21 protein-coding genes and 1 tRNA gene are annotated in these 24,161 nt (G+C 74.0%); 6 read left to right on the top strand and 16 right to left on the bottom strand.

Going from position 1 to position 24,161, the window contains the following annotated elements; all coding sequences use genetic code 11:
* Positions 1–17: 17 nt before the first annotated feature.
* The 4 genes from NO900_RS16560 to NO900_RS16545 form a co-directional block, all read right to left on the bottom strand.
* Entirely contained in the window at positions 18–2,210 is a 2,193-nt protein-coding gene (locus NO900_RS16560) for a (Fe-S)-binding protein (protein ID WP_256409059.1), read from the bottom strand.
* Between the two features lie 101 nt (positions 2,211–2,311).
* Positions 2,312–3,025, bottom strand: a complete 714-nt coding sequence (locus NO900_RS16555; protein ID WP_256409058.1) for an energy-coupling factor transporter transmembrane component T family protein — start codon at positions 3,023–3,025, stop codon at positions 2,312–2,314.
* Positions 3,022–3,801: an energy-coupling factor ABC transporter ATP-binding protein gene (locus NO900_RS16550; RefSeq protein ID WP_256409057.1), complete on the bottom strand. Its 780-nt coding sequence runs from the start codon at positions 3,799–3,801 to the stop codon at positions 3,022–3,024. Before NO900_RS16550 ends, NO900_RS16555 begins: the two co-directional genes overlap by 4 nt.
* A gap of 78 nt (positions 3,802–3,879) precedes the next feature.
* A complete protein-coding gene (locus tag NO900_RS16545; RefSeq protein ID WP_256409056.1) occupies positions 3,880–4,461 on the bottom strand; it encodes a biotin transporter BioY in 582 nt (193 codons plus the stop codon).
* 171 nt (positions 4,462–4,632) lie between these two features.
* Between NO900_RS16545 and NO900_RS16540 the strand changes: the two genes are divergently transcribed.
* The 3 genes from NO900_RS16540 to NO900_RS16530 all read left to right on the top strand — a co-directional run bounded on the left by NO900_RS16540 (position 4,633) and on the right by NO900_RS16530 (position 8,392).
* A complete protein-coding gene (locus tag NO900_RS16540) occupies positions 4,633–5,325 on the top strand; it encodes a hypothetical protein (RefSeq protein ID WP_256409055.1) in 693 nt (230 codons plus the stop codon).
* Between the two features lie 458 nt (positions 5,326–5,783).
* The gene (locus NO900_RS16535) at positions 5,784–6,521 is read left to right on the top strand and encodes a hypothetical protein (protein ID WP_256408900.1); all 738 of its coding nucleotides are present in this window, start codon (positions 5,784–5,786) and stop codon (positions 6,519–6,521) included.
* 302 nt (positions 6,522–6,823) lie between these two features.
* A complete protein-coding gene (locus NO900_RS16530) occupies positions 6,824–8,392 on the top strand; it encodes a (R)-citramalate synthase (RefSeq protein ID WP_256408899.1) in 1,569 nt (522 codons plus the stop codon).
* A gap of 39 nt (positions 8,393–8,431) precedes the next feature.
* Here the strand turns inward: NO900_RS16530 and NO900_RS16525 are convergent, their stop codons facing one another.
* Entirely contained in the window at positions 8,432–10,099 is a 1,668-nt protein-coding gene (locus NO900_RS16525; RefSeq protein WP_256408898.1) for an alpha-amylase family protein, read from the bottom strand.
* Between the two features lie 180 nt (positions 10,100–10,279).
* Between NO900_RS16525 and NO900_RS16520 the strand changes: the two genes are divergently transcribed.
* Positions 10,280–10,591 (top strand): DUF8081 domain-containing protein, encoded by a 312-nt coding sequence (locus NO900_RS16520; protein ID WP_256408897.1) that lies wholly within the window; start codon positions 10,280–10,282, stop codon positions 10,589–10,591.
* A gap of 48 nt (positions 10,592–10,639) precedes the next feature.
* On the opposite strand, the gene NO900_RS16515 is transcribed toward NO900_RS16520, so the two are convergent.
* A complete protein-coding gene (locus NO900_RS16515) occupies positions 10,640–11,002 on the bottom strand; it encodes a group I truncated hemoglobin (RefSeq protein WP_256408896.1) in 363 nt (120 codons plus the stop codon).
* Positions 11,003–11,120: 118 nt separating this feature from the next.
* Positions 11,121–11,205: transfer RNA gene (locus NO900_RS16510), tRNA-Ser, on the bottom strand.
* Positions 11,206–11,348: 143 nt separating this feature from the next.
* Here NO900_RS16510 and NO900_RS16505 point away from each other — a divergent pair.
* Positions 11,349–12,311, top strand: a complete 963-nt coding sequence (locus NO900_RS16505) for an AAA family ATPase (RefSeq protein ID WP_256408895.1) — start codon at positions 11,349–11,351, stop codon at positions 12,309–12,311.
* A 17-nt stretch (positions 12,312–12,328) separates the two neighbouring features.
* Here the strand turns inward: NO900_RS16505 and pyrE are convergent, their stop codons facing one another.
* From pyrE to NO900_RS16460, 9 genes are all read right to left on the bottom strand, one after another.
* A complete protein-coding gene (gene pyrE, locus NO900_RS16500) occupies positions 12,329–12,877 on the bottom strand; it encodes an orotate phosphoribosyltransferase (protein ID WP_256408894.1) in 549 nt (182 codons plus the stop codon).
* 117 nt (positions 12,878–12,994) lie between these two features.
* Positions 12,995–16,306: a PAS domain-containing protein gene (locus NO900_RS16495; protein ID WP_256408893.1), complete on the bottom strand. Its 3,312-nt coding sequence runs from the start codon at positions 16,304–16,306 to the stop codon at positions 12,995–12,997.
* Between the two features lie 273 nt (positions 16,307–16,579).
* A complete protein-coding gene (gene kdgK1 / locus NO900_RS16490) occupies positions 16,580–17,545 on the bottom strand; it encodes a bifunctional 2-dehydro-3-deoxygluconokinase/2-dehydro-3-deoxygalactonokinase (RefSeq protein WP_321169219.1) in 966 nt (321 codons plus the stop codon).
* Between the two features lie 130 nt (positions 17,546–17,675).
* A complete protein-coding gene (locus NO900_RS16485; protein WP_256408891.1) occupies positions 17,676–18,311 on the bottom strand; it encodes a DUF7519 family protein in 636 nt (211 codons plus the stop codon).
* On the bottom strand, positions 18,251–19,564 hold the full coding sequence (locus NO900_RS16480) for a DUF58 domain-containing protein (protein ID WP_256408890.1): 1,314 nt from the start codon (positions 19,562–19,564) through the stop codon (positions 18,251–18,253). Before NO900_RS16480 ends, NO900_RS16485 begins: the two co-directional genes overlap by 61 nt.
* Positions 19,557–20,144: a DUF7269 family protein gene (locus tag NO900_RS16475; protein ID WP_256408889.1), complete on the bottom strand. Its 588-nt coding sequence runs from the start codon at positions 20,142–20,144 to the stop codon at positions 19,557–19,559. The genes NO900_RS16480 and NO900_RS16475 overlap by 8 nt, the downstream gene beginning before the upstream one ends.
* Positions 20,145–20,146: 2 nt before the next feature.
* Positions 20,147–21,097: a DUF4129 domain-containing protein gene (locus tag NO900_RS16470; protein WP_256408888.1), complete on the bottom strand. Its 951-nt coding sequence runs from the start codon at positions 21,095–21,097 to the stop codon at positions 20,147–20,149.
* Positions 21,098–21,153: 56 nt separating this feature from the next.
* On the bottom strand, positions 21,154–22,245 hold the full coding sequence (locus tag NO900_RS16465; protein ID WP_256408887.1) for an MBL fold metallo-hydrolase: 1,092 nt from the start codon (positions 22,243–22,245) through the stop codon (positions 21,154–21,156).
* A gap of 91 nt (positions 22,246–22,336) precedes the next feature.
* The gene (locus tag NO900_RS16460; RefSeq protein WP_256408886.1) at positions 22,337–23,362 is read right to left on the bottom strand and encodes a two-component system sensor histidine kinase NtrB; all 1,026 of its coding nucleotides are present in this window, start codon (positions 23,360–23,362) and stop codon (positions 22,337–22,339) included.
* Between the two features lie 192 nt (positions 23,363–23,554).
* Here NO900_RS16460 and NO900_RS16455 point away from each other — a divergent pair, with 192 nt between their 5' ends.
* The gene (locus NO900_RS16455) at positions 23,555–23,932 is read left to right on the top strand and encodes a hypothetical protein (RefSeq protein ID WP_256408885.1); all 378 of its coding nucleotides are present in this window, start codon (positions 23,555–23,557) and stop codon (positions 23,930–23,932) included.
* Positions 23,933–24,161: the final 229 nt, after the last annotated feature.

Genomic DNA, 24,161 nt, shown 5'->3' with positions numbered 1-24,161 from the left:
AACGCCCCACGCCTCCGTTACGCTCTCCCGGCCGCCACCGCCTCGATCAGGAGCTCCGCGACGTCGACGATCTCCACGTCGTCCTCGAAGTCGCCCGTCTTCCGGCCGTCCTCGAACATCGTCGTGCACATCGGACAGGCGACGACGAACTTCTCGACCGCGTCGCCGGCGTCGGTGTCCTCCACCGCCTCGCGGAGGCGCTCCTCGCTCGGTTTGACCGCCTCGTCGTGTTCGGTCCAGAGCCCGCCGCCCCCGCCGCCGCAGCAGAACGAGTCGTCCCGGGAGCGCGGCATCTCGTGGAGGTCGGCGCCGGTCGCGCGAATCAGCTCGCGGGGCGCCTCGTACTCGTCGTTGTACCGGCCGAGGTGGCAGGGGTCGTGGTAGGTGACAGTGTAGTCGAGCTCGTCGCCCGACAGGCCGAGCCGCCCCTCGTCGACCAGCTCCTCGACCACCTGCGTCCAGTGGAACACGTCGACCTCGCCCTCCGGGTTCCACGGCTCCTCGCGGTCGAACGGCATCATCGGGTCGTCGGCGAACGCCGCGAAGTCGACCTCGGGGTACTCGTTTTTGATGGTGTTGTACGAGTGCGGGTCCGTACAGACGATGCTCTCGAACTCGCAGTCCGCGAACGTCTCGACGTGGTGGCCGGCGAGTTCGAGGTAGAGGAACTCCTCGCCGATCCGCCGAATGTCGTTGCCGTCCGTCTTCTCGTCGTCGAAGAGGATGCCGAACGACACGTCGGCCTCGTCGAACAGCCGGGCGAGCGCGCGGGCGACCTTCTTGTTGCGGTCGTCGAAGCTCGGGTAGTCGCCGACGTACCAGAGGTACTCCACCTCCCGCTCGCGGGCGTCCGGGACCTCGACGTCGTCGAGGTCGTCCGCCCAGTCGCCGCGGTTCGCCTGGGACTCGCCGAAGGTGTTCCCCTTCCCCATGACGTCTTGGAACACGTCTTGGAGGTTCGAGTCAACCGCCCCCTCGTCGACGAGCTGGCGGTTCATCTTCGTGAACGAGGTGAGGTGCTCGATGTCGACCGGACAGGCGTCCATGCAGGCCATACAGGACATACACGACTCCATCGATTCGGCGTCGATGACCCCGCCCTCGTCGGCGACGATGGGGACGGTTCCTCCGTCGTTGACGGCGGCGGAGCCGGCCACGCCGCCGTCAGTCGCGACCGGACCGCCGCCGCTCCCCGCGACCGGGTCGTCGGTCACGGACTCGCGGTACGCCTTCAGGTCTAAGATCACGTCTCGCGGGTCGAGGTTCCGGCCGACGGTGTCGGCCGGGCAGGCGTCGGTGCAGCGGCCGCACTTGGTACAGGCGTCGCCGTCCATGAGCTCCTTCCAGGTGAAGTCGTCGAGCGACTCGGCGTTGGTGTGGTCGAGGTCGGCGGGGACGTTCGGGAGCCGCGCGCCGGCCTTCTCGTCGCGGGCGACGACGTTCGCGAACGAGGAGATCATGTGGAACGGCTTCGCGTACGGGATCCAGGCGATGAACGCGAACGCCAGCAGCGCGTGGCTCCACCAGACGACGCCGTAGACCGCCTCGGCGCCGGCTGGGGTCAGCCCCGCGGCCTCGAACCCCGCGGCCATCGCCATCCCGACGAAGCTCACCGTCTCGTCGGCGCGCGCGGGCTGGCCGACGATGCCGAGCGCCTGCACGACGAAGCCGCCGACGCCGAGCGCGAAGAGGGTCCAGACGAACGCGTCGTCCTCCAGCGAGGTGTGTCTCCCCCACAGCCGCCCCTCGCGGTTCCGGTAGCGGCGGACCATCGCCATCCCGACGCCGACGACGAACAGCAGGCCGAACGCGTCGACGACGAACTGGTAGGCGAGGTAGAAGTCGCCCACCCAGAACGACTCGCCCGCGATCGGGCGGTAGACGTCGATGTCGAACCCGAGGATCGTCGTCGCGACGAGCAGGGTGAGGAACCCCCAGAGGACGAACGTATGCATCACGCCGGTGTACGCGTCGCCGTCGAACTGGTTCTCGTTCGAGAGCACCGTCCTCGTCGCCGCGACCGTCCGAGAGGGCAGGTCCGACAGCCGGTCGCGAGGGTCCGCGCTCCCGCGGGCGTACGCCGCGAACCGAGCGTACACCCCGTACAGGAACACGAGGATCGCGACCGCGGCGAGCCAGTAGAACGCGGCCTTCCCGACCGGACCGATCGTCCAGAACGTCTCCCGGGTGGCCGCCTGCAGGGGCGTCATGGTAGGTTAGCCGGATACGGTCCGGTTAAAACTTGCCACGGCGCGGGATCGGTCCGGTCTCCGGGCCCGGTCTCTGGCCCCGATCGATCGCGGGGTCCCCGTCAGATCACGCCGGTCAGCGCGGCCGCGAGCAGGCCGACTCCGACCGCCAGCGCGACGGCGTCCCCCCGGCCGAACGCCAGCCGCGGGAGCGTCGGGTTCCACGCGAAACACCGGGCCGCGAGGGCGGTTCCCAGCCGGTCGGCGCGGCCGAACGCGCGGTCGATCCCCGCGACGGCGACGATCCGCATCCTGTCCCGCACCGGTAGCTCGTCGCCCAGGCGCGCCCGCATGGCGTCGCGCGCGGTCAGCAGGTCGCGCTTCAGCAGCGGGAGGAACCGGAACACGAGCGCGACGCCGGCCGCGAGCAGCCGCCCGGGCCTGCCGGGGACCGCGTACTGGACCGCCGCCCGGGAGTCGCGGACCGGCGTCGACCGCACGTAGGCGGCGGCGACGACGAGCACCAGGAGGACCCGGTAGCTCGCCAGCGCCGTGTCGGCCGCGCGGTCGAGGCGGAACCAGGGGTCGCCGACCGTCGCGCCCGCCACGACCGGGGCGACGAGGAGGAACGGGAGCGCGACCCGGTACGCCCACAGGTCGCGGGGGCCGCCGCCGGCCGCCCGCAGGCAGCCCGCGGCGAGGACCGTCAGCGCCGCGAGCCCGCGGGGCGTCGTGTGCGCGAAGGCCGCGGCCGCGAACCCGACCTGCACGAGGAGCTTCGACCGCGGGTCGAGCCGGTGGGCGAGCGAGTCGCCGGGGGCGTACGAGAGGGTCACGGGTCGGAGGCCGGGACGTGGTCACCGCCGCGGTCCGTGAGCGCGCCTTCTGGGACCCGCACGTCGAGTCCCGGGAGGTCAGCGACGGCCGCGTCCGGGGGCGCGTCGACCGCGATCCGGCCGTCCGACAGCCCCACCACGCGATCGGCGAGCCCGAGCACGTCGCGGAGGTCGTGGGTGACGACGACGACGCCCGTCCCCGCGCGGTGGCGCTCTCGCAGGCCGTCCACGACCGACCGCCGGGCCGGCTCGTCGAGCCCGGTGAACGGCTCGTCGAGGACGAGGTGGTCCGGCTCCATCGCCAGCGCGCCGGCGATCGCGACGCGCTCGCGCTCGCCGCCCGACAGCGACGCGATCCGGTCGTCCCCGCGCCCGCCCATGTTCACGGCGTCGAGCGCGGCCCCGACCCGGCGGTCGATCTCGGCGTGCGAGAGCCCGAGGTTCTCCGGGCCGAACGCGACGTCGGCGCCGACGGTGGCCGCGACGAACTGGTCGCGGGGCTCTTGGAACACCATGCCGACCGCGGTCCGGGCGGCGACGAGGTCGTCGCCGACGGGGGTCCCGTTGACCGAGACCGACCCCGAGTCCGGCTCGACGAGCCCGTTAAACGTCCGGACCAGCGTCGTCTTCCCGGAGCCGTTCGCGCCCGCGACGACCAGGAACTCGCCGTCGGGGACCGAGAGGGAGACGTCGTCGACGGCGACTACCCCGCCCCCGTCGCGCTCCCCGGCGCCCGTCCCGCCGTACCGACACGTGACGCCGTCGACGTCGATCACGGCGTCGCCTCCGGGTCGGTCACGGCGCCACCTCGGGAAGGCTCACGCGGTCACCTCGGAATCGCTCACGGCGTCGCCTCACGCGGCCGCGATCGCGTCCGAGCGCACGATCCCGACCGCGGCGGCGATCTTCGCGGCCTCCGCGGGGAGGAACACGGCCGCGCCCTGGACGAACGCCTCGGCGGGGGTGAGCTCCAGCACCAGGTAGAGGCCGGCGACGCCCATCGCGTAGACGACGGCCGTGCCGACGGCCATCGCGCCCACCAGGACCGGGACGGAGACGCCGTCGAGGTCGCGGATGTCGCCGCCGCGGTGGACGATCGCGCCGACGAGCGCGGCCGCGATGGGGTAGGACCAGAGGTAGCCGGCGGTCCCGCCCACGAGCTCTCCGAAGCCCGCGGAGCCGCCCGCGAACACCGGCGCGCCGAGCGCGCCGGCGGCGAGGTACAGGACGAGCGCCGCGCCGCCCCAGACGGGACCGAGGAATATCCCGGCGAGGAAGACGCCGAGGACCTGTAGCGTGACCGGCGCGGGCGACACCGGGAACGGGAAGGAGACGTACGCGAACGCGCCGACGAGCGCGGCGAACAGCGCCGCGCGGGCGAGGTTCGTCGCGGCCTCGTCGCCGACGAGATCCACCGACTCCGTGTTGGTTGCCATGTCCGTGACAGGCTCGTAAACCAACTTGAAGATACTGGTTGACGACGCGCCCGCGGCCGGACGGCGTCCACCGGCCGCCGCGCCTCCCGTCGCCGATCCGGAGCGACTGCGCCCGAGCCGGCCGAAATCGGACGCGAGGCTTTTCTATCGGGAACGCGTAGGGGGGAGCCCATGGACGAGAAGACCGCCGAGCTCCGCGACATCTTCGTCGAGACCACCGGGTCCGACACGGTCACCGAGCGGCAGGCGGAGTCCCCCGGGACCCTCACCGACCGCGACGAGGCCGCCGTCGCCGAGCGCGTCCGCGAGCTGGTCGCCGCGATGCGCGAGCGGTACGACTTCTCGACGCCCCTCGACGACGCGACCTACGCCCGGATCGCCCGCGGACGCTTCGAGCTGGACGACGACGCGGCGATCGCCGCCGCGCTCGCCGCGGGCGACGACGCGGTCCGCGCGCCCGACGAGGTCGGCGGCGACGGCTCCGAACCGGTCGACGCTCCCGAACCGGTCGACGTCGACCCCGACACCGTGCGCGACGCCCGCTTCGACCTCCACCTCGTGCGCGACGCCGACCGCGAGGTCGACGACGCCGAGTTCGACTACGCCGCCCTGAAGTCGCTCACGGCCGAGGGACGCTCCATCGTCGACTGCGCCGAGGCGCTTGGCACTGACCCCGACGTCGTCGCGAAGTACGCCCGCGTCGCCCGCGTCGACCTGACCTCCACGCGGGCGAACGACCGCTTCCGCGACGAGTTCCGCGACCTCCTCACCGACGCCGAGATCGAGGGCACCCACGCCGAGTCCGCCCGCGAGGACGGCCTGAAAGAGGCGACCGAGGATATCGAGACGGACGTCTCCCTGTAAATCGCCGCTCGTTGTAGCCGGTTTCGCGGTCCGTCGCCTCCCCGCTCTCGCTCGACCACCACCGTACGCTCACGAGTCCCAACGACGAATGGGCGCGCCGGGTCGCGTCCGCCGGACGCGACCCGCCCGCGAGGGAGGCGGCGGCCCGGCGCGGCTCTGCCCGCGCCGGGCCGTCCGCCGAGGCTGGGGAGGCGCGAGGCTGCGGTGCGGAGCGGTTGGGTGGGACTCAAAGGGGCAGCCGCGAGGACGGCGCAGGCGACCCAAGCACCGCAACGAGGGAGCGTCAGCGACCGAGTGAGGCGCGCAGCGAGCGTGCGCCGTCCTCGCGGCTGGGGCTTTGGCGGTGTTCGCTAGGGATCCGGATTCGACCACATACGGCCGGCTGGCCGGGGCTTTGGCGGTGTTCGTCGTTTATCCGCAGTCGACTCCTTATGTACGAAACCGCGCCCAACCGCTCCGTGATCCCTTTCAGCGACCTCGCTCGCGCGGCCTACTGCCCTCGACAGCTCTACTACGCGCGCCGCGAGGACGACCGGGCGGTCCCGCCGGACGCCCGCGCCCGGATCGACCTCGCCTATCGCTACCCCGCGCTCGTCGACGCGCCGGACGCGACCCTCCGCCGGCTCCCGATCCGGCGCTCGCCGGCCGCCTACCGCCGGAACCTCGACCGCCTCCGCGGCCGCGACGACTACGACTGGCTCGTCGACCCCGCTCGCGAGCGCGCGTTCGTCTCCGGGAAGGACTGTCACGGAACGGTTCACAAGGTGCTCGGCGCCGGGGGCGACGCCGCGGACGCGCCGGGCGAGGACGCCGCCGCCGACGCGCCGGGCGAGGACGCCGCCGCCGACGCGCCGGGCGACGACGAGCCGCCCCTTCCCACGGTCGTCTCGCCGGGCGAGCCCCCGGAGAACGGCGTCTGGGGGTCACAGGCGGTCAGGGCCGTCGCCGTCGCGAAGGCGGTCGCGTGGGAGCGCGAGCGCGAGGTGCCGCGCGCGCTGGTCGAGTACCCGAGCGTCGGCGCCGCGCGCGAGGTCCGACTCACGACCCGCAAGAAGGCCGCTTACCGCCGGGCGCTGCGGGCCGCCCGCGCGATCGACGGCCCGCCGTCGCGCGTCGACGACGACCGGTGTTCCGCCTGCGACTACCGCGAGGAGTGCGGGGTCGGGCGCCGGTCGTTCCGGTCGCTGCTCGGCTAGCGGTCTCCCGGCGAGCGCGACGCGCCGCCCTCTCGCTGACGAACTCCGTTAACGGATCCTCGCCGAACCGCCGCGGTCGCCGACGATCCGTCGGTCATTCCTGTCGCGACCCGTCCGTTTATATGCGTGTGACGCGTCGCCACGGACACGAATGACACGCGACGATCGCGGTCGTTCGGAGGATAGAGGAAGTCGCCTCGCGGCGGCTGGCCGCGAAATTCTCCGACGATAACGACTCCGGGGCACGACCGCCCCGCGGCGGCACCGACCCCGAACCCACCGCAGAGCCGACGGACTCCCTTTTGACCCGAACACCACTCACCGACCTCGACGAGGTACAGCTGTTAGACACCACCCTGCGCGACGGCGAGCAGATGCCCGGCGTCTCGCTGGCGCCGGCCGAGAAGGTCGACGTCGCCCGCGCGCTCGACGCGGCGGGGATGCACCTGATCGAGGCCGGCTCGGCGTGCACCTCCGCGGGCGAGCGCGAGGCCATCCGCCGGGTCGCCGGCGAGGGGCTCGACGCGACCGTGACGAGCTTCGCCCGCGGGGTGAAACGCGACGTCGACCACGCGCTCGACTGCGGCGTCGACGGGATCAACCTCGTCGTGCCCGCCTCGGACAAACACGTCGAGACGAAGGTCGGCTCGACCCGCGACGAGGTGGTCGAGACGACGGTCGAGCTCGTCGAGTACGCCACGGACCACGGCCTCTGGGTCGAGGTGCTCGGCGAGGACGGCTCGCGCGCCGACCTCGACTACCTCGAACGCCTGCTCGGCGCGGGCCTCGACGCGGGCGCCGACCGGATCTGCTACTGCGACACGGTCGGCGCGGCCGACCCGGAGCGCACCGCGGCGGTCGTCTCCCGGCTCGCCGAGCTCGGCCCGACGAGCCTCCACACCCACGACGACCTCGGCTTCGGCGTGGCGAACGTCCACGCCGGGCTGAAGGCGGGCGCCGACACCGTCCACGGCACCGTGATGGGCGTCGGCGAGCGCGCCGGCAACGTCGCCCTCGAAGAGGTCGCCGTCGCGCTCGACCGGTCGTACGACGTCGACACGGTCGAGCTGGAGCGGCTCTATCGGCTCTGCCGGACCGTCTCGGAGGCGACCGGCGTCGCACTCCCGCCGAACAAGGCGGTCTGCGGCGCCAACGCCTTCGCCCACGAGTCCGGGATCCACACCGACGGAACCCTGAAGGACGGGACGATGTACGAGCCGTACCCGCCGGAGACCGTGGGGCGCGAGCGCCGGCTCGTCCTCGGCAAGCACGCCGGCCGCGCCGGCGTCAAGGCCGCGCTCGCCGAGCACGACGTCGCGGTCGACGACGACGAGCTGAGCGCGGTCGTGAGCCGCGTGAAGGAGCTCGGCGACCGCGGGAAACGCGTCACGGACGCCGACCTGCTCGCGATCACCGAGGACGTGCAGGGCCGCGAGCGCGACCGCCGCGTCGAGCTCGTCGACCTGACGGCCACCTCCGGGGGGAACCTCCCCACCGCGTCCGTCCGGCTCCGCGTCGGCGACGAGGAGCGGGTCGCCTCCGGCACGGGCGCCGGCCCCGTCGACGCCGGCCTCGAAGCCGTGCGGGCCGCGCTGGCGGACGACGGCGCCGCCGACGCCGACGGCGCCGAGGGCGACGGTCCCGGCGGCGTCTCCTTCGACCTCGACTCCTACCACGTCGACGCGATCACCGGCGGCACCGACGCGGTCGTCACCGTCGAGGTCGACCTCTCGCGCGGCGACCGGTCCGTCTCGGTCTCCTCGACGGACGCGGACATCACCCGCGCCAGCGTCGTCGCGATGGTCGACGGGCTCGACCGACTGCTCTCGGCCGAGGCGGACGCGGAACCGAGCGCGATCGCGGACGACTGAACGGCGAGGGCCCCGCCTCGACCGGACGCGCCGTCGTCGCTACCGCTTCTCGCCGCGCAGCCAGACGTAGTCGCAGGCGTCGAGCTCGAACGTGACGCCTCCCTCCGCGACGTAGTGCCCGCCGTCGCCGACGACGTGCTCGACGGTGGCCGGGTCGACGTCGAAGCCGACGACCTCCTCGCGGTGCCCGTCCGCGAGGTTGTGCGCGCAGAGCAGGACGGTCTCGTTTCCGTCGGCTCCCTCACCGTCGCCGTCGAACCGGTGGACGCGCGTCTCCTTGTGGTCGGTGTCGAGCGCTCGGTAGTCGCCCCGGGCGATCTCGGGGCAGGCGTCGCGGGCCGCCACGAGCGCCTTGACCCGCGAGAGCAGCGAGTCGGGGTCGCCGCGCTGGGCGGCGACGTTCACGCGATCGTAGGCGTACTTCCCCTCGTCGACCACGGGGTTGTAGCAGTCTTCGGGGGCGGCGGTCGAGAAGCCGCCGTTCGCCGAGTCGTCCCACTGCATCGGGGTGCGGACCGCCTCGCGCTCCGGCAGGGAGAGGTCCGCGCCCATGCCGATCTCGTCGCCGGACTGGAGCGCGACGGAGCCGGGCAACGAGAAGAGGAGGCTGTGGGCGACGGCGATCCGGTCGCGGTCGCCGGCGTACAGGTCGGCGAGCCGGAGCCGGTGGCCGCGCTCGAAGATCCAGGAGTCGCCGGCGTCGTCGCCGAAGTACTCGCGGGCGTGCTCGAACGCCTCCTCGGGGAGCTTCAGCAGGTTCCACTCGTCGTGGTTCCGCAGGAAGTTCACCCAGCCGCCCACCTCGGAGACGTCCGGCAGGATCTCCTCCGCCCGCCGGAGCGGCCACGTGTCCTTCACGCCGACCGCGTAGGTGAGGTGCGCGTTCATCACGAAGTTGAACTGCAGGTGGAACGCCTCGCCGTCGCCGAAGTAGTAGTCGAGGTGCTCCGGCTCGTCGTCGGCCTCGGCCAGCAACACCGCGTCCGACTGCTCCGCCTCGACGACCCGCCGCATCTCCCTGAACAGCTCGATGGCGTCGCCGAGGTCGGTCTCGTCGAGGGTGGTCGCGTCGTGGCCCTTCGGCATCAGCATCGGGTGGGCGGCGTCGATCCGGAAGCCGTCGGCGCCCTGGTCGAGCCAGAACCGGAGCACGTCGTACAGCTCCCCGCGGACCGCGGGGTTCGCGACGTTGAGGTCGGGCTGGTGGCCGTAGAACTGGTGGAAGTAGTGTTTGCCCGCGACCTCGTCGTGGGTCCAGACGCCGTCCTCGTACTCCGGGAAGATGTTGCCGCGCTGGTGGGCGTCGTCCGGGTGGCTCGTCCACAGGTAGTAGTCGTGGTACTCCGACTCGGGGTCCTCGCGGGCGCGCCGGAACCACTCGTGCTCGTCCGAGGTGTGGTTGAAGACGAGGTCGGTGATCACCCGGATGCCGCGCTCGTGCGCCCGGTCGGCGAACTCGCGGAAGTCGTCGAGGCTCCCCAGCCGGTCGTCGACGCCGTAGTAGTCGGCGACGTCGTACCCGTTGTCGCGGAGCGGGCTCGGGTAGAACGGCCGGACCCAGAGCGCGTCGACCCCGAGCTCGTCGAGGTAGTCCAGGCGCTCGGTCGCCCCCCGAAAGTCGCCCCACCCGTCGCCGTCGCCGTCGTTGAACGTCTTGACGTCGAGCGAGTAGATCGTCGCGTCCTCGTACCAGGCCGGGTCGCTCATGAGTTCGGGTAGGGAGGCGAGGGTCTGGATTCTTGCGGTTCGCCGGTCGTCCCTGCCCGTCGACGGCGATAGGCCGTCCGGCGCCGCGACTAGGCCGTCCCGCGCCCTGACTGGGCCGTCCCGCGCCCCGACCGGCAGCGTCTGACGAGGTTTTTAAGCGAGCCCGCTCGAACGACGCCCGTGAGCGTCGTCGTCGCGGTGAAGCCCTCGGCGCGCAAGCGAAACGCCAAGGTGGGGCGGCTCGTCTTCGAGGACGGCCCCCGCCACTCGTTCGAGAGCCGCGCGGCCGCGGAGCGCTGGGCGGCCGACCTCTCGACGGGGGACGGCCACGTCTGGGTCGCGAGCGCGCACCCCCGCGACGGCGACGACGTCGACTGTTACCTCGTCTCGCGGGCGACGAACGCGAAGCTGGAGGCGGCGTACGACAAGCGCCGGCGTCGGCTGCGGGGCGACGCCGGAGGCGAACAGGAGTCGTTGGGCGGGGAGTCGTAGGGGATCGCTCGCGCTCCCGGTCGCTCCCGTTCGCCCGCTACCCGCCGGTCACGCCTCGACGATGTCGTCGCGGTACCCCTCGACCGTCTCCATCACCACCTCCCGGTCCGCGTCGGCGACGTCGAACTCGCGGAGCGCCGCGTCGAGGTGCGCCGCGATCGCGTCGAACTCGTCCTCCGTGACTCCCAGCCCCTCGTGGGCCGTCTCCATGTCGTCGCCCTCGTACGCCATCGGCCCGCCGGTGACCGCGCTCAGGAACTTCGTCTGGTGAGACCGCTGGTCGGCCATGTCGACGTCGTCGAAGTGGTGCGCCACCCGCTCGTCGGCCAGCACCCGCTCGTAGAACTCGTTGACGACCGCGCCGACGGCCGGCTCGCCGCCGAGGCGGTCGTACAGGGTCGCGTCGGACATACGATTCGGTCACGGGCGCGACGTATGGCTCTTTCCCCGGGGCGCCGCCGGCTGATCGCGCGTGGCGTCGCGTATAAATCGCCGGCGCCGCGGCTTGACGCGCGGAACTCGGGAGAAGCGCCGAGGCGGAGATTTGAACTCCGGTGTCCGAATGGACAGTAGATTTCGAATCTACCGCCTTGGCCAGGCTAGGCTACCTCGGCTCACCTCCGTGTTGGCCGGTTCCGCTGTTATGCGTTTCGATCGCCGGCGGCGCCCCCTCGGCGGCGCCCCCTCGTCGCCGCGGCGCGACCGTCCTCGGACCCCCGCCGGCAACGCTTTTCGGGGCGGCTCCCGTGCGGCCGGTATGGACGTCCCCGAAGCCGCGGCGGCCTGCTCGCGCGTCGTCGACGAGGTCGGCGGCGCGGTCGTCGCCGACCGCGAGTTCCTCGACCGCGTGACGCTCGGGATCCTCGCCCGCGGCCACGTCCTCTTGGAGGACGCGCCCGGCACCGGCAAGACCCTCTCGGCGCGCTCGTTCGCGACCGCGCTCGGCTTGGAGTTCTCCCGGATCCAGTTCACCCCGGACCTCCTCCCGTCCGACGTCACCGGCACCAACGTCTTCGACGAGCGCGACGGCTCCTTCTCGTTCTCGCCCGGCCCGGTCTTCGCGAACGTCGTGCTCGCCGACGAGATCAACCGCGCGCCGCCGAAGACGCAGGCCGCGCTGCTGGAGGCGATGGAGGAGGGGCAGGTGACCGTCGACGGCGACACCCACGAGCTGCCGAGCCCGTTCTACGTCATCGCGACGCAGAACCCGGTCGAGAGCGAGGGCGCGTTCCCGCTGCCCGAGGCGCAGCTCGACCGCTTCGCGGTCAAGACCTCGATCGGCTACCCCGACGACGACGGCGAGGTCGAGCTGCTCCGGCGGCGCGCGGGCCGCGCCGAGCGGGCGCCGACGGTCGAGCGCGTGCTGGACCCCGACGCCGTCGCGGCGCTCCGCGAGGTGCCGGAGACGGTCCGTGTCGAGGACGACCTCCTGGAATACATGGCCGCGCTCGCCCGCGCGACCCGCGAGGATCGCCGCGTCGACGTCGGCGTCTCGCCCCGCGGCACCCAGCGGCTGTTCGAGACGGCCCGCGCCGCCGCGGTCCTCGCCGGCCGCGAGTTCGTCACCCCGGACGACGTGAAGCGCGTCGCGGAGCCGACGCTCGCGCACCGGCTCGTCCTGACCCCGGACGCCGCCGTCAACGACGCCGACGAGCGCGACGTGATCGCCGACGTCCTCGACCGGGTCGCGGTGCCGACGGTCGAGGCGGCCGAGGCGTGACGCCGGGCGGAGACCGCCTACCCCTCGTCGCGCTCCGCCAGCAGCTCCGTCGCCGTCAGCAGCGACTCCAGCTCGACGTCGTGTTCGGCCAACAGCTCCTCGGCCCCCTCCTCGCGGTCGACGACGACGAGCACGCGGTCCACGGTCGCGCCGGCCTCCCGCAGCGCCTCGACGGCGTCGACGGCCGACCGCCCGGTCGTGGCGATGTCCTCTAACACGACGACCGCCTCGCCCTCGTCGAGCCGACCCTCGATGCGGTTGCCGGTGCCGTACTCCTTCGCCGACTTGCGCGCGATGACGTACGGGCGGCCCAGCTCGGCGGCCGTCACGGCCACGAGCGGGACCGCGCCGAGCGCGACCCCCGCGAGCTTCGCGTCCGTCTCGGCGAGCCGGGCCGCGAACGCCTCGCTCACGAGCGTCAGCGCCTCCGGGTCGGTCTCGAACAGGTACTTGTCGACGTAGTAGTCGCTCGTCCCGCCGTGCGAGAGCTCGAACTCGCCGAATTTGACGGCGTCGGCCGCGCGGAGCGCGGCGATCAGCTCGCGTCGTCGCTCGTCGTCGGTCATACCCTCACGGGACGGGGCGGCGACCATAAACGGGTCGGAACGCGGGCGCCGAGGCCGCGACGGACGCGCGGAGCGTCGCGCGACGCGGTCTCGGTCCGCCCCGGCGCGCCGCCCCGCTCACTCCGGCGCCGGGAGCCGCAGCGTGACGGTCGTCCCCTCGCCGTCGATCCCCGGTCCGAAGGCGACCTCGCCGCCGTACGCCTCGACGATCCAGGCGACGATCCACAGCCCGATGCCGGTGTTGTGGTTGAGCTGGGTCACCTCCGCCTCGCCCGTGATGACCCCTCGGACGCCCTCGGGGACCCCCGGCCCGTCGTCGGCGACGCGCACGCTGACGGTCCCGGTCTCCGGGTGGCGTTCGGCGGCGATCTCGACTCTGGGCCCGTCCCCTCGCGAGTGGACCACGGCGTTCTCGACGAGGTGCCCGATCGCCTCCGCCAGCCGCTCGTCGCCGCGGACGACGGCGTCGTCGGGGACCGCGACGTCGATCCGGGCCTCGGGGTACCGCTCCGCGTACTCCTCGCGGACCGCCGCGGCGACCCGCCCCACCGACACGGGGTCGGGGTCGCTCACGATCCCCTCCTCGACGACGCGCCTGATCTCGGCCGCCCCCTCCGCGAGGCCGGCGAGCCGCTTCCCCGTCGTCTCGATCCGGCGGGCGTAGTCGGCGGTCTGCTCGTCCGCGGCGTCGTTCGCGATTTCGCTCGCGAAGCCGAAGACGACGTTCAGCTCGTTCCGGAGGTTGTGCCGGAGGATGCGGTTGACGACCCGGAAGTACCGCTCGCGGCGCCGCCGGTCGGTGATGTCGGTGTAGATGCCGAACGCGCGGCGCCCGTCCGTGGTCTCGTAGGCGAACCCGCGGAAGAGGAACTCGCGCGGCCCGTCGACGGTCCGCCGGCGGACCTCCGTCGTGACGAACCCCTCGTCGCGCACCCGCTCGTCGATGGACCGCTCGCTCGCCTCGCCGCTCCCGTCCGTCGGCCCGGCGCCGTCGCCGGCGCGTCCGGCCTCGTCGCCCAGGCCCGCGAGCCGGTCGTCGCGGATGTCGAGCGCGTCGATGGTCCGCCCGCGGAGCGCGGCCGCGTCGTAGCCGAACTGCGACGCGAACGCCGGGTTGACCCCGGCGATGACCGTCTCGTCCGGTTCGAGCGCGACCTCCATCACGGGGTCCGGGAGGCGCTCGAACAGCCGGTCGAAGCGGTCCCGCTCGTGCGAGAGCTCCGTCCGCGTCCGCCGGAGGTCGGTGACGTCCGTCAGCGACGCGACGACCCCGCTCGACCCCTCGGACAGCGGCGAGAGGCGCAGCTCGCCGTGTCGCCGCCGCCCGTCGCGCTCGACGGCGACCTCCACCCGTCGCACCCGCTCGATCCCCGCGTCGCTCCCGTTTTCCCCCGCGTCGCTCCCCGTCGCCCTCGCCTCGGCCTCGCCGACCGCGTTCACCGCGTCGGCGACGCGGTCGCCGTCCGCCGCCGGGAGCGCGTCGCGGATCCGCCGCCCGACGAGCGCCGCCGAGTCCGCGCCGAGCCACTCGGCGAACGGCTCGGTGGCGTACGTCACGGCGCCGTCGGCGTCGAGCACGCAGACCATGTCGTCGACGTTCTTGAGCGCGTCCTCGTAGGTGCGGAGCCGGCGCCGGCGATCGTGGGCGTCCATCGCGGCGACGGCGTTCGTCGCCAGCAGCTCCAGCACCGACACGTCGTCCTCGTCGAACGCGCCCGGTTCGGGGGCGCCGACCACGAACGCGCCGTGCTCGCCGAGCGGCACGGCCGCGAACGAGCGCATCTCGTGGTAGTCGCGGTCGTCGCCCAGCGCGGCGACGTCGTCGCACACCCACGGCTCGCCGCTCGCGTACACCTCGCCGGTGACCCCCTCGCCGGGCGGCCGCGGCCCGCGGTCGGCGAACGCCTCGCCGAGCCCGTCGCTCGTGGCGACCAGCCGGAGCCGGTCGGCGTCGGGGTCGTACAGCCGCACGCCGCCGATCTCGTGTCCGAGGATCTCGTCGGCGGCCTCGATCAGCCGGTCGGCGACCGCCGCCCTGTCGTCGGCCCGCTGGATCTCCTCGACGGTGCCGAGGAGGCGTTCGAGGATCCGCTCCCGGCGCTTCCGGTCGGTGACGTCGGAGAAGAACACCGACAGCCCGTCCGACGAGGGGTACGCCGTCACCTCGGTCCACAGGTCGAGGGGCTCGTAGCGCTCCACGAACGACACCGACTCCTGGGTCGCCATCGCCCGCCGGTAGCGCTCCTCGTACGTCTCGCCGACCGCGTCGGGGAACTCCTCCCAGACGTTCTCGCCGACGAGCTCCCCGGGGGACCGGTCGAGCAGCGCCGCCGCCTTCTCGTTGACGTAGGTGAACCGCCACTCGTCGTCCAGCGCGAAGAACGCGTCGTCGATCCGTTCGAGGGTGTCCTCCAGGCGGTCGACGGCCGCCTCGCGCTCCTCGCGGGCCGCACGGCGCTCGAACGCCCGGCCGAGCCAGTCGGCGAGCAGCTCGACGAACAGCCGCTCCCGGGGGGTGAACGGGCGGCTCCGGTTCGACTCGTCGACGAAACAGAGGGTGCCGACGACCTCCCCGTCGGCCACGATCCGGCCGCCGATGTAGCTCCCGAGCCCGAACAGCTCGTGGGTCGGGTCGCCCTCCCACCCCGCCTCGGCGGGGTCGGTGAACGCCACGACGCCGCCGTCGGCGTCGGTTCCGTCGCTCCCGGGGTCCTCGCCGGCTTTCCCGGCGTCGTCCCCGACACCGCCGACCGTCCGCCGGCAGTACGTGTCCTCCAGCGGCATGGTCCCGTCCTCGTCGATCACGCCGCGCTCGATCAGCGATTCCAGCAGCTCGTCCCCGCCCCGCTGCCGGCGGACGGCGAACCGGTCGTCGGTCGTGTGCGACGCGTAGCCGATCGACAGGCCGAGCCGCTCGCGGCCGAGGTCGAGCAGCGCGTCCAGCTTCTCCTCCAGCTCCGCGGTCCGGTCGGCGGTGATCCGGACGAAGCGTTCGAGGAACGGGTCCTCGCCCTCCCCGCTCGCCGTCCCCGCGACCTCGTTTCCGGCCGGCCCCGCCGGCTCGGCGGCCGACTCCGCCAGCTCGGCCGCCCGCTCCGCGAGCGTCTCGCCGTCGGCCGCCAGCCGCCGCCCGGAGACGTACTCGACCCCCAGCCGGCTCGCGTCGATCGCGGCGTCCGCGTCGTCGTCCGCGGTGTACGCGAGGACCGGCGCGTCGGGGAACCGCTCCCGGACCCGACGCAGCCGCCCGCCCGCGTCGCCGCCGGTCGCTCCGAGGCGGACGATCACGACCGGCCGGGCCGCGTCGGCGCCGCTCTCGGCGGCGCCGTCCGGTTCGGTCAGCGCCGTCCCGTCCGGGAGGCTCGTCCACGGTTCGTCCGGCAGGTCGCCGCGACCGCCGACGTGGAGGGTCGGTCGGTCAGCGCTCATCTCCCCGGCGCGCGCGGCCTCTGACTGCGCCGCATTCACCGTTTCGGAGGGCAGGGTTCGCCGACGCCTCGGGTCGGCGGTCGCGATCGGGCCGTCCACTCATACGCCATCACTACCGGAAGGGGGGTGATAACCGTTCCCCCGAAGTTCCCGTTCTCGATATTTTCCGGTCGAACGTCGCCGTCCGTCGATTTCGCCGACGGTCGTCGCCGGCGAGAGCGACCGATCCGAGAGAAACGCTCGTCGCCGCGCGCGACGCGGCGACGCCGACCGCTACCGGTCGATCCCGGCCGCGCCGCCGACGACGTCGGCGACGTCCTCGGGGGTGATCACGGCGAGGTCGCCGTCGACGGTCCGCTTCAGGGCGGCGGCCGCGGCGGCCCACTCCAGCGCGTCCGCGACGCCCCCGCCGTCGAGCCGCCGCGCGAGGTAGCCCGCGACGAACGCGTCGCCGGTGCCGATCGCGTCGAACGTCTCCGCGTCGAAGACGCCCTGCTCGTACACCGACCCGTCCCGCAGGGCCACCGCGCCCTCGCTCCCCCGCGTGACGACGACGGCGTCGAAGCCGAACTCGGAGGCGAGCCCGTGGGCGATCTCGACGGCGTCGCCCTCGCGGTCGAGCACCTCCCGGGCGTCGCGCCGCGGGACGAAGAGGGTGTCGACGTGCGCGAACAGCTCCTCGTACGCCGCCCGCGCCGCCTCGGGGCCCCAGAGCTTCGCCCGGTAGTTCAGGTCGAACGAGCGCGTCGCGCCGGCCTCGCCCGCGGCGCGGAGCAGCGCGGTCGTCGTCTCCGCCGCGCGGTCGGAGAGGGCCGGGGTGATCCCGGTCGCGTGGAAGCGCTCGGCCGCCTCCAGCGCGGCGGTCGGCAGCTCCCCGGGCTCGACCGTCGTGATCGCGGCGTCGGCGCGGTCGTAGATCACGCTCGTCCCGCGCGGCTCGCCGCCGTGTTCGAGGTAGTACGTCCCGACGCGGCTCGACGCGGGGTCGGCCCACGCGACGCCGGTCCGGACGCCGTGGCTCCGGAGCTCGCTCACGACCCGGCGGCCGAGCGGGGACTCCGGCAGCTTGGAGAGCCAGACGGCGTCGGCGCCGAGCCGAGACGCGCCGACCGCGACGTTGCTCTCCGCCCCGCCCGCCTGCACGTCGAGGGACCGGGCCGTCTCCAGGCGCTCGCCGCGCGGCGGCGAGAGCCGGAGCATCGTCTCGCCGAACGTCACGAGGTCCGTCACGCCGACCACCCCGCGGAACCGTGACTCGGAGGGAACGCGGCCGCCGCGATCGCCGGGGTCGCTGCGATGTCCATACCGACCCGTCGGCGGGGCGATACAAAAGGACAGGCGATCGGTCCCGCCCCGGCCCGACCTCCCCTCACCGGAGCGCCGACGCCAGGGCCACCGCCCCGAACAGCAGCAGCGCGAGCGCGGCGACCGGCTGCGACCCGGCCGCGGCGCGGTAGACGCCGTAGACGACGCCGACGGAGAGCGCGCCCGCGAGGAGGGTCGTCCCCGCGTGGACGGCGACGTTCCGGCGGGTCCGGGCGCCGCGGCCGACCTGCTCGCCGACCGAGAGCCCGTGGTCCGCGGCGTCCCACGCGACCGCGAGCGCGACCCCGCCGACGAGCAGCGGTTCGACGCTCCCGCCCCGGTACCCCCCGACGGCGAGCCCGACGAGCCCGATCCCGGCCGCCCACGAGAGGAGGCGGTGCGACCGCCGGACCGACCCGGCCGCGAGGGCGACCGTCGCGGCGCCGAGGAGGGCGCCCCCGAGCGGCGCGGCGAGGAGGGCGGCGAGGCTCGCGACCGCGGCCGCGACGAGGCTGAGGACGACGGCGAGCGCCGGGGGGCGGGCGTCGCGCTCGGGTCGGTCGGTCGGCGCGTCCTGGTCGTCGGGATCGTCGGAGTCGTTGCCGTCGTCGCCCTCCTCGCCGTGAGCCCCGCCACCGCTCACGGCGACCACCCGCTCGTCGCCCGCGCGACCGCGACCGGGAACGGCTCCCCGTCCCACTCGACCACGCGGATCCCCACCGACCGGAGCTCCCGGAGCCGCTCGCGGCGCTCGAACCGGACGAGCCGCTCGCCGGTGGTCCCGCCCGCGGTCACGTCGGGCGAGAGGACGGTGACGAGGTGGCCGTGCGCGTCGATCCGGCGCGCGAGCGACGCGGCCGCGTCGTCGATCAGGGGAGTGAAGAAGAGCACCTGCGCGTCGGCCGGGAGCCGCCGTCGGAACCGCCGGAGCCACCGCGACCGGTAGAACCGCTGCCCGCTCGGCGTCGGCGCCAGCGCGGGGTCGGTCGCCAGCGTCTCGCGCCCCTCGGCGGCGTGCGCCGTCCCGGCGCCCGGCGCGAGCCAGCAGTCCACGGGGCCGAGCGCCGCGATGCCGACGCGGTCGCCGCCGTCGAGGAGCGCGCGGAACGCCCGGCCGGCGGCCCCGACGCTCGCCTCGACCGCGGTCCGCCCCTCGGGCTCGGCGGCGGCGTACGCCGACTCCCGCGCGTCGATCAGGAGGACGACGGTCGCGGCGCGCTCCTCCCGGAGCTCCACGGTCGCCAGCTCGCCCGTCCGCGCCCGCCGGTTCCAGTCCACCCGCTTGAGGGGGTCGCCGCGGCGGTACTCGCGGGTGGCGTGGAACTCCACGCCCGACCCGCCGACGTCGGTCGGCATCCGGCCGTGGTACCGCGTCGTCAGCCCGCGGAGGGGGAGGTCGCCGCCGGCGGCGAGCTCCGGGGTGCAGACGACCCGCGCGGGGTCGGCCGGGTCGACTTCGGTCGTCCGCTCGCGCGACCCGGCGGGGTTCCGCGCGATCGCCGTGAGCGCCTCCCACTCGTGCTCGCCGCGGCTCGCGCGCACGACGTACTCGAACGCGACCGACGCGCCCGGGCGGAGCGCGGTCGCGACCCGCGCTGGGCCGTCGACGACCGCCAGCCCCGGCGGGACCCCGTCGACGAGCCGGAGGTCGGCGATCGGGGCGTCCCCCGCGTTGCGCGCCCGGACCGCGACGGTCACCTCGTCGCCCGGTTCGGGGATCGCGTCGCTCACGGTCCGGCTCACGTCGAGGGTCGCCGCCGGCGCCTCGCCGACGCCGGCGTACAGGGCGTAGCCGACCCCCACCGCGCCGAGGAGCACGAGGCTCGGGCGCCGCGTCACGACCCCGACGCCGACCAGGGCGAGCGCCGCCCCGCGAATTCCGTCCCAGCGCCCGGTCTCGGCCTCGCGGAGAGCCCTGCGCTCGGTCGTCGCTCCCCCGTCGTCCTCACGCATCGCTCGCCCCCGACCTCCCGTCGCCTCCTCCCTCCTCGTCTCCTTCCAGCCGACCGATCGCGTCGACGGCCGCCCGGAGGCCGAACCCGTAGCGCGAGCGTCCGGAGAGCGCCGCCCGAAGTCGAATCCGGACCGGGTACGACGACTCCCGCGCGAGGAACGCGGCGGCGGTCGCGTCGTCGGTCCACTCGCCGCCCTCGACGAGCTCCGCGGCCGCCTCGGTCGAGGCGTTCCGGTCGCGGGCGACCGCCGCGACCGCGAGCTCCCTGGTCCGGTCGCGGAGCTCCCGCCGGGCCCGGTGCCCGCGGAGCGCGGAGCCGGTCGCCCGCGCGACGCGCTCGTCGAGGTCGGCGCCGGGCACCGTCGCCGGCGCCCGCCGCTCCGGGTCACCGGGGTCGGCCGCTCTGCGCTCCCGGTCGCGGCGGGCGTTCGCGTACCTGACGCCCTGGACCGCGCCGAGCGCGCCGATCAGGGTGACGACGGTCGTCGACGGGTCCAGCGCGCTCGCGACCCCGCGGTCGACGGCGGCGACGAAGCCGACAGCGACCGACGCCACGCCGAGCGCGACGAGGGGGCGCACGGCTACGCCGCACCCCCGTGGCGCTCCTCGATCCGTCGGAGGGCCTCGACGGCCCGGCGCTCGCGCTCCGCGGTCGCCTCTTCGCCCCCGTACCGCACCCGCTCGAAGACGGCCGTGAGGTCGGCGACGGGCTCCTCGTCGACGCCAGCGTCGACGGCCGCGGCCGCGAACTCGGCCGGCGTCGAGGACGCGGGGCGCTCGACGTCGAGGGCCTCGGTCATGTCGCGCCACGCGCGGTACACCTCGTTGTCGGCGTCGGACCGCTCGATCTGGTCGGCCGCCGCGCCCGCGGTCCGCCCGACCGCGCGGAGGTCCGGGTCGCCGGGCTCGTCGCCGCCGTCGCTCTCGGCCGCGGCCTCGCCGTCGGTCGGTTCGTCGTCGCCGCCGGCGCCGAGGAGGACGGCGACGCTCGCGACGAGGGCCGCGACCACGACGAGGGCGAAGAGGAGCTCCGGCGCCGAGGCGGTCCCCTCCCCGCCGCCGGCCCCGCCGAGCCCCCCGCCGCCCTCGGGGAGGAACCCGCCCTCGTCGGCCGCGGCGCCGAGCGCGAACTCGACCCCCTCGTCGACCGGGCGGCAGGCCGAGAGCAGCCACCCCAGCGCGGCGGTCGGGACCCCCAGCGACCCGACGACGGCGCCCGCGGCGAGCCCCGAGCCCGTGTCCCGGTAGACGAACGCGGCGAGCCCGAAGAGGACCGCGGCGAACGCCAGCAGCGCCGGCGGCTCCCGGAGGAACTCGTAGCACGCGGGCGGGATCGAGAGGGCGCCGCCGCCGCTCGGGGCCGGCGACGCGCCGAGGTCGGCGCTCTGACCGCCCGGTCCGCCGGCGTCACCGCCGCCGCCGAGCCCGCCGCCGCCGAGGCTCACGGCGGAGTCGAGGGTCGCGGCCGCGACGCCGAGCGCGACGACCGCGAGGAGGGCGAGGAGGACCGCGGCGAGGGCGTCCCGTTGCACGTCCGGGGGTACGCCGTGCCGCGGGAATAGCTTTCGGCGGGGGCGCTGCGTCGCCGTCAGTCCGCCCCGCCGTCGACGGCGCCGTCCAGGGGCGTCGTCGGGAACAGCGCGTCGACGTCGGGGTCCGTGTCGACGAGGCGGTAGCGGGCGCCGTCGCGCTCGACGACCCCGGCGTCGGCGAGGTGGTCGAGGTGCGCGAACGCCTCGCCCGGCCCGTGGAGCACGTGGATGTCGACCAAGTCGCCGAACAGCTCGGCCGACACCTCCCACGCCGTCGCGGGGCCGCGGTCGGCGAGGACGGCGAGCACGCGCCGCGTCCGGTGGCGGTGGTGGTCGAGGATCGTCGCGGCCCGCCGGCTCGGGTCGTCGATCCGCTCGCGGTGGCCCGGGTGCGCGGCGTCGAAGTCGCGCTCGACGACCCGCGCGAGGCTCCGGGCGTACGCCGCGAGCGGCGCGTCCACGCGGACGTCCGCGCCGCCGACGTTCGGGGTGTACCGCGGGAGGAGCGCGTCGCCGGCGAACAGCTCCGCGGGGGCGGTCGACTCGCCGCGGGCGCGGTCCGACCCCCGCCGCGGTCCTCGCCCGCTCCGCCCGACCGGCTCGTGGCCCGGGACCTCGCGCGGGTCGAACGCGAAGCCGGTGAGCCCGGCGGTGTGACCCGGCAGGTGGACGGCCTCCAGCGCGACGCCGCCGGCCTCGACGGCGTCGCCGTCGGCGATCGCCGTCACCTCGGCGGGACGGCCGCTGAGGTCGGCGCTCACCGCGTCGAAGAACTCGCGGAGGCGCTCTTGGTCCTCATCCGGGAGCCCCCACCGCTCGAACGTCTCGCGCTGGAGGTCGCCGTCGAGGAAGAGCGGCGTCTCCGTCCCGTCGACGAGGGAGGCGTCGGCCTCGTGGACGTACACGTCGGCGCCGCTCTCGGCCTGTATCTCGCCGGCCAGTCCCGCGTGGTCGGGGTGCCAGTGCGTCAGGGCGACCGCGTCGACGTCGGCGAACGCGACGCCGTGCTCGGCGAGGCCCGCCGCGAGGTCGTCGCGGACGTCCGGGAGCGCGACGCCGGTGTCGACCAGCGCGGTCGTCTCGCCGTCGAGCAGGTAGACGTCGTTCGCGCCCTCGAACACGGTGTTGCCGAGCTGGATCCGCTTCACACCCTCCCGTCGTCGGGCGCGCATTTGAGGGTTGCCTCCGCGGCACTCGGTCGAGCACGTCGGCGAGCGCCGCCGCGGAGCGGGCGCCCGCTCAGTCGAGCACGTCGACGCCGGTGAACTCGAAGCGCGCGCCGCCGGACTCGCTCTCGGCGACCCGCACCTCCCAGCCGTGGGCCGCCGCGACCGCCTCGACGATCTCCAGCCCGAAGCCGGTGCCGTCGTCGTTCGTGGTGTACCCGGCCTCGAACACCGCCTCGCGGTCCGCCTCGGGGATCCCCGGACCGTCGTCGGCGACGTAGAAGCCGCCGTCGAGGTCGCCGACCGTCACCGTGACGTCCTCGCCCGCGTGCTCCACGCCGTTGCGTACGAGGTTCTCGAACACCTGCCTGAGCCGGCTCCGGTCGGCGCGGACGGCGCGGTCGGTCTCGACCCGCAGCGTCGCGTCCGCGGTCTCGACGCCCTCCCAGCAGTCCTCGACGAGCTCGCAGAGCGAGACCCGCTCCGTCTCCTCGACGCCGTCGCCCTCGCGGGCGAGCGCGAGGAGGTCGTCGATGAGCGTCCCCATCCGGTCGTGGGCGTCGGCGACGGCGTCGAGGTGCTCGGAGTCGCACTCCTCGCGGGCGAGGTCGAGCCGCCCCCGCGCCACGCTGAGCGGGTTCCGGAGGTCGTGCGAGACGATGCTGGCGAACTCCTCCAGCCGCTCGTTCTTCTCCCGGAGCGCGTCCTCGCGGCGCTTCTGCTCGCTGACGTCGCGGATGACGCCGACGCGGTCCAGCTCCTCGCCCTCCTCGCCGGTCACCCGGTTGAAGCGCATCTCCACCGGGAACCGCTCGCCGTCGGCCGTGAGGAAGTCGTACTCGACCGTGCCGACGTCGCGGTCGCCGGCGTTCACCTCGTCGCGCACCCGGCCGGCCTTCTCCGCGGCCTCCTCCGTCACCCAGTCGTAGATGTCCGTCCCCAGCAGCTCCTCCCGGCTCACGCCTTTCATCTCCGCGTACCGGTCGTTGACGTACGCGATGGTCCCGTCGGGACGCACGGCGTAGACCGCGTCGTCGAGCGAGTCGAGGATCGTCTCATACCGCCGTATCTCCCTGTCCCGAGGTGACCTGTCCGTCATGGCGCTTCTCGTCCGTTCGTTTCAGCCGTTCAGTAATAAAATGGGTCGTCACGGTCGTCGCTCGCGCGGTCGAATCCCAGTCGCTTGCGGAGTCGGAGCGCGGTCGGATCCCGACCGCTCGCCCCCTGCCGGAGGGACGCGACTCCGGAGCGGATCCGGTGCGCTTTCGTCGCCGCGCGCCCACGAGACGGCATGGAGTACCAACCGGGTGTCTGTAACATCGGGCCGGCCCAACAGCGGCGGCGGCTCCTCCTCGGGATCGCGTCGCTCCTCCTCGCGGTCGGTCTCGTCGCCGCCGTCGTCGCGGTCGGCTGGCCGCGCCGGGCGCTGCTGCTCTCCGTCTTCCCGCTGTACGGCGCCGCGATGGGCTACTTCCAGTACCGCGAGCGGTTCTGCATTGGCTTCGCCGGTATCGGCGTCTTCGACGTCGGCGACGGGACGAACCGGGTCCTCGACGAGGCGGCGCTGGCGGCCGACCGGAAGCGCGCGGTCCGGCTGAACGCGAAGTCGGTGGCCGTCGGCGCCGTCGGGACGATTGTGATTTACGGAGTCGCAGTCGTCGGCTTATAAGTAGCTGTTCGGACGGTTCGCGTTCGATACCGCGTCATCGTCTTGGTGAGCAGTTTTGAAGATTTGATCGTTTATAAACAACAAGGAGAATACCTGCGCCTTTAGGCGCGGGATGAATCCGACACTCCGACTGACAACCCCACGACGACACTCCAACCGGATATTCAACGCCCCGTCGCCGGTTTTAACATTCAAAATCTCATAATTGCTTATGAAAACAGTACGATGC

Source organism: Halorubrum rutilum (assembly GCF_024494565.1).
This window is presented reverse-complemented; position numbering and strand designations above follow the sequence as displayed.

Excerpts from the sequence above, each read along its gene's own strand:
- NO900_RS16540 (WP_256409055.1), top strand. The coding sequence starts at position 4,633 with ATGGACGAGAAGACCGCCGAGCTCCGCGACATCTTCGTCGAGACCACC.
- NO900_RS16480 (WP_256408890.1), bottom strand. The coding sequence starts at position 19,564 with ATGCGTGAGGACGACGGGGGAGCGACGACCGAGCGCAGGGCTCTCCGC.
- NO900_RS16515 (WP_256408896.1), bottom strand. The coding sequence starts at position 11,002 with ATGTCCGACGCGACCCTGTACGACCGCCTCGGCGGCGAGCCGGCCGTC.
- NO900_RS16455 (WP_256408885.1), top strand. The coding sequence starts at position 23,555 with ATGGAGTACCAACCGGGTGTCTGTAACATCGGGCCGGCCCAACAGCGG.
- NO900_RS16560 (WP_256409059.1), bottom strand. The coding sequence starts at position 2,210 with ATGACGCCCCTGCAGGCGGCCACCCGGGAGACGTTCTGGACGATCGGT.
- NO900_RS16495 (WP_256408893.1), bottom strand. The coding sequence starts at position 16,306 with ATGAGCGCTGACCGACCGACCCTCCACGTCGGCGGTCGCGGCGACCTG.
- NO900_RS16460 (WP_256408886.1), bottom strand. The coding sequence starts at position 23,362 with ATGACGGACAGGTCACCTCGGGACAGGGAGATACGGCGGTATGAGACG.
- NO900_RS16505 (WP_256408895.1), top strand. The coding sequence starts at position 11,349 with ATGGACGTCCCCGAAGCCGCGGCGGCCTGCTCGCGCGTCGTCGACGAG.
- NO900_RS16545 (WP_256409056.1), bottom strand. The coding sequence starts at position 4,461 with ATGGCAACCAACACGGAGTCGGTGGATCTCGTCGGCGACGAGGCCGCG.
- NO900_RS16525 (WP_256408898.1), bottom strand. The coding sequence starts at position 10,099 with ATGAGCGACCCGGCCTGGTACGAGGACGCGACGATCTACTCGCTCGAC.
- pyrE (WP_256408894.1), bottom strand. The coding sequence starts at position 12,877 with ATGACCGACGACGAGCGACGACGCGAGCTGATCGCCGCGCTCCGCGCG.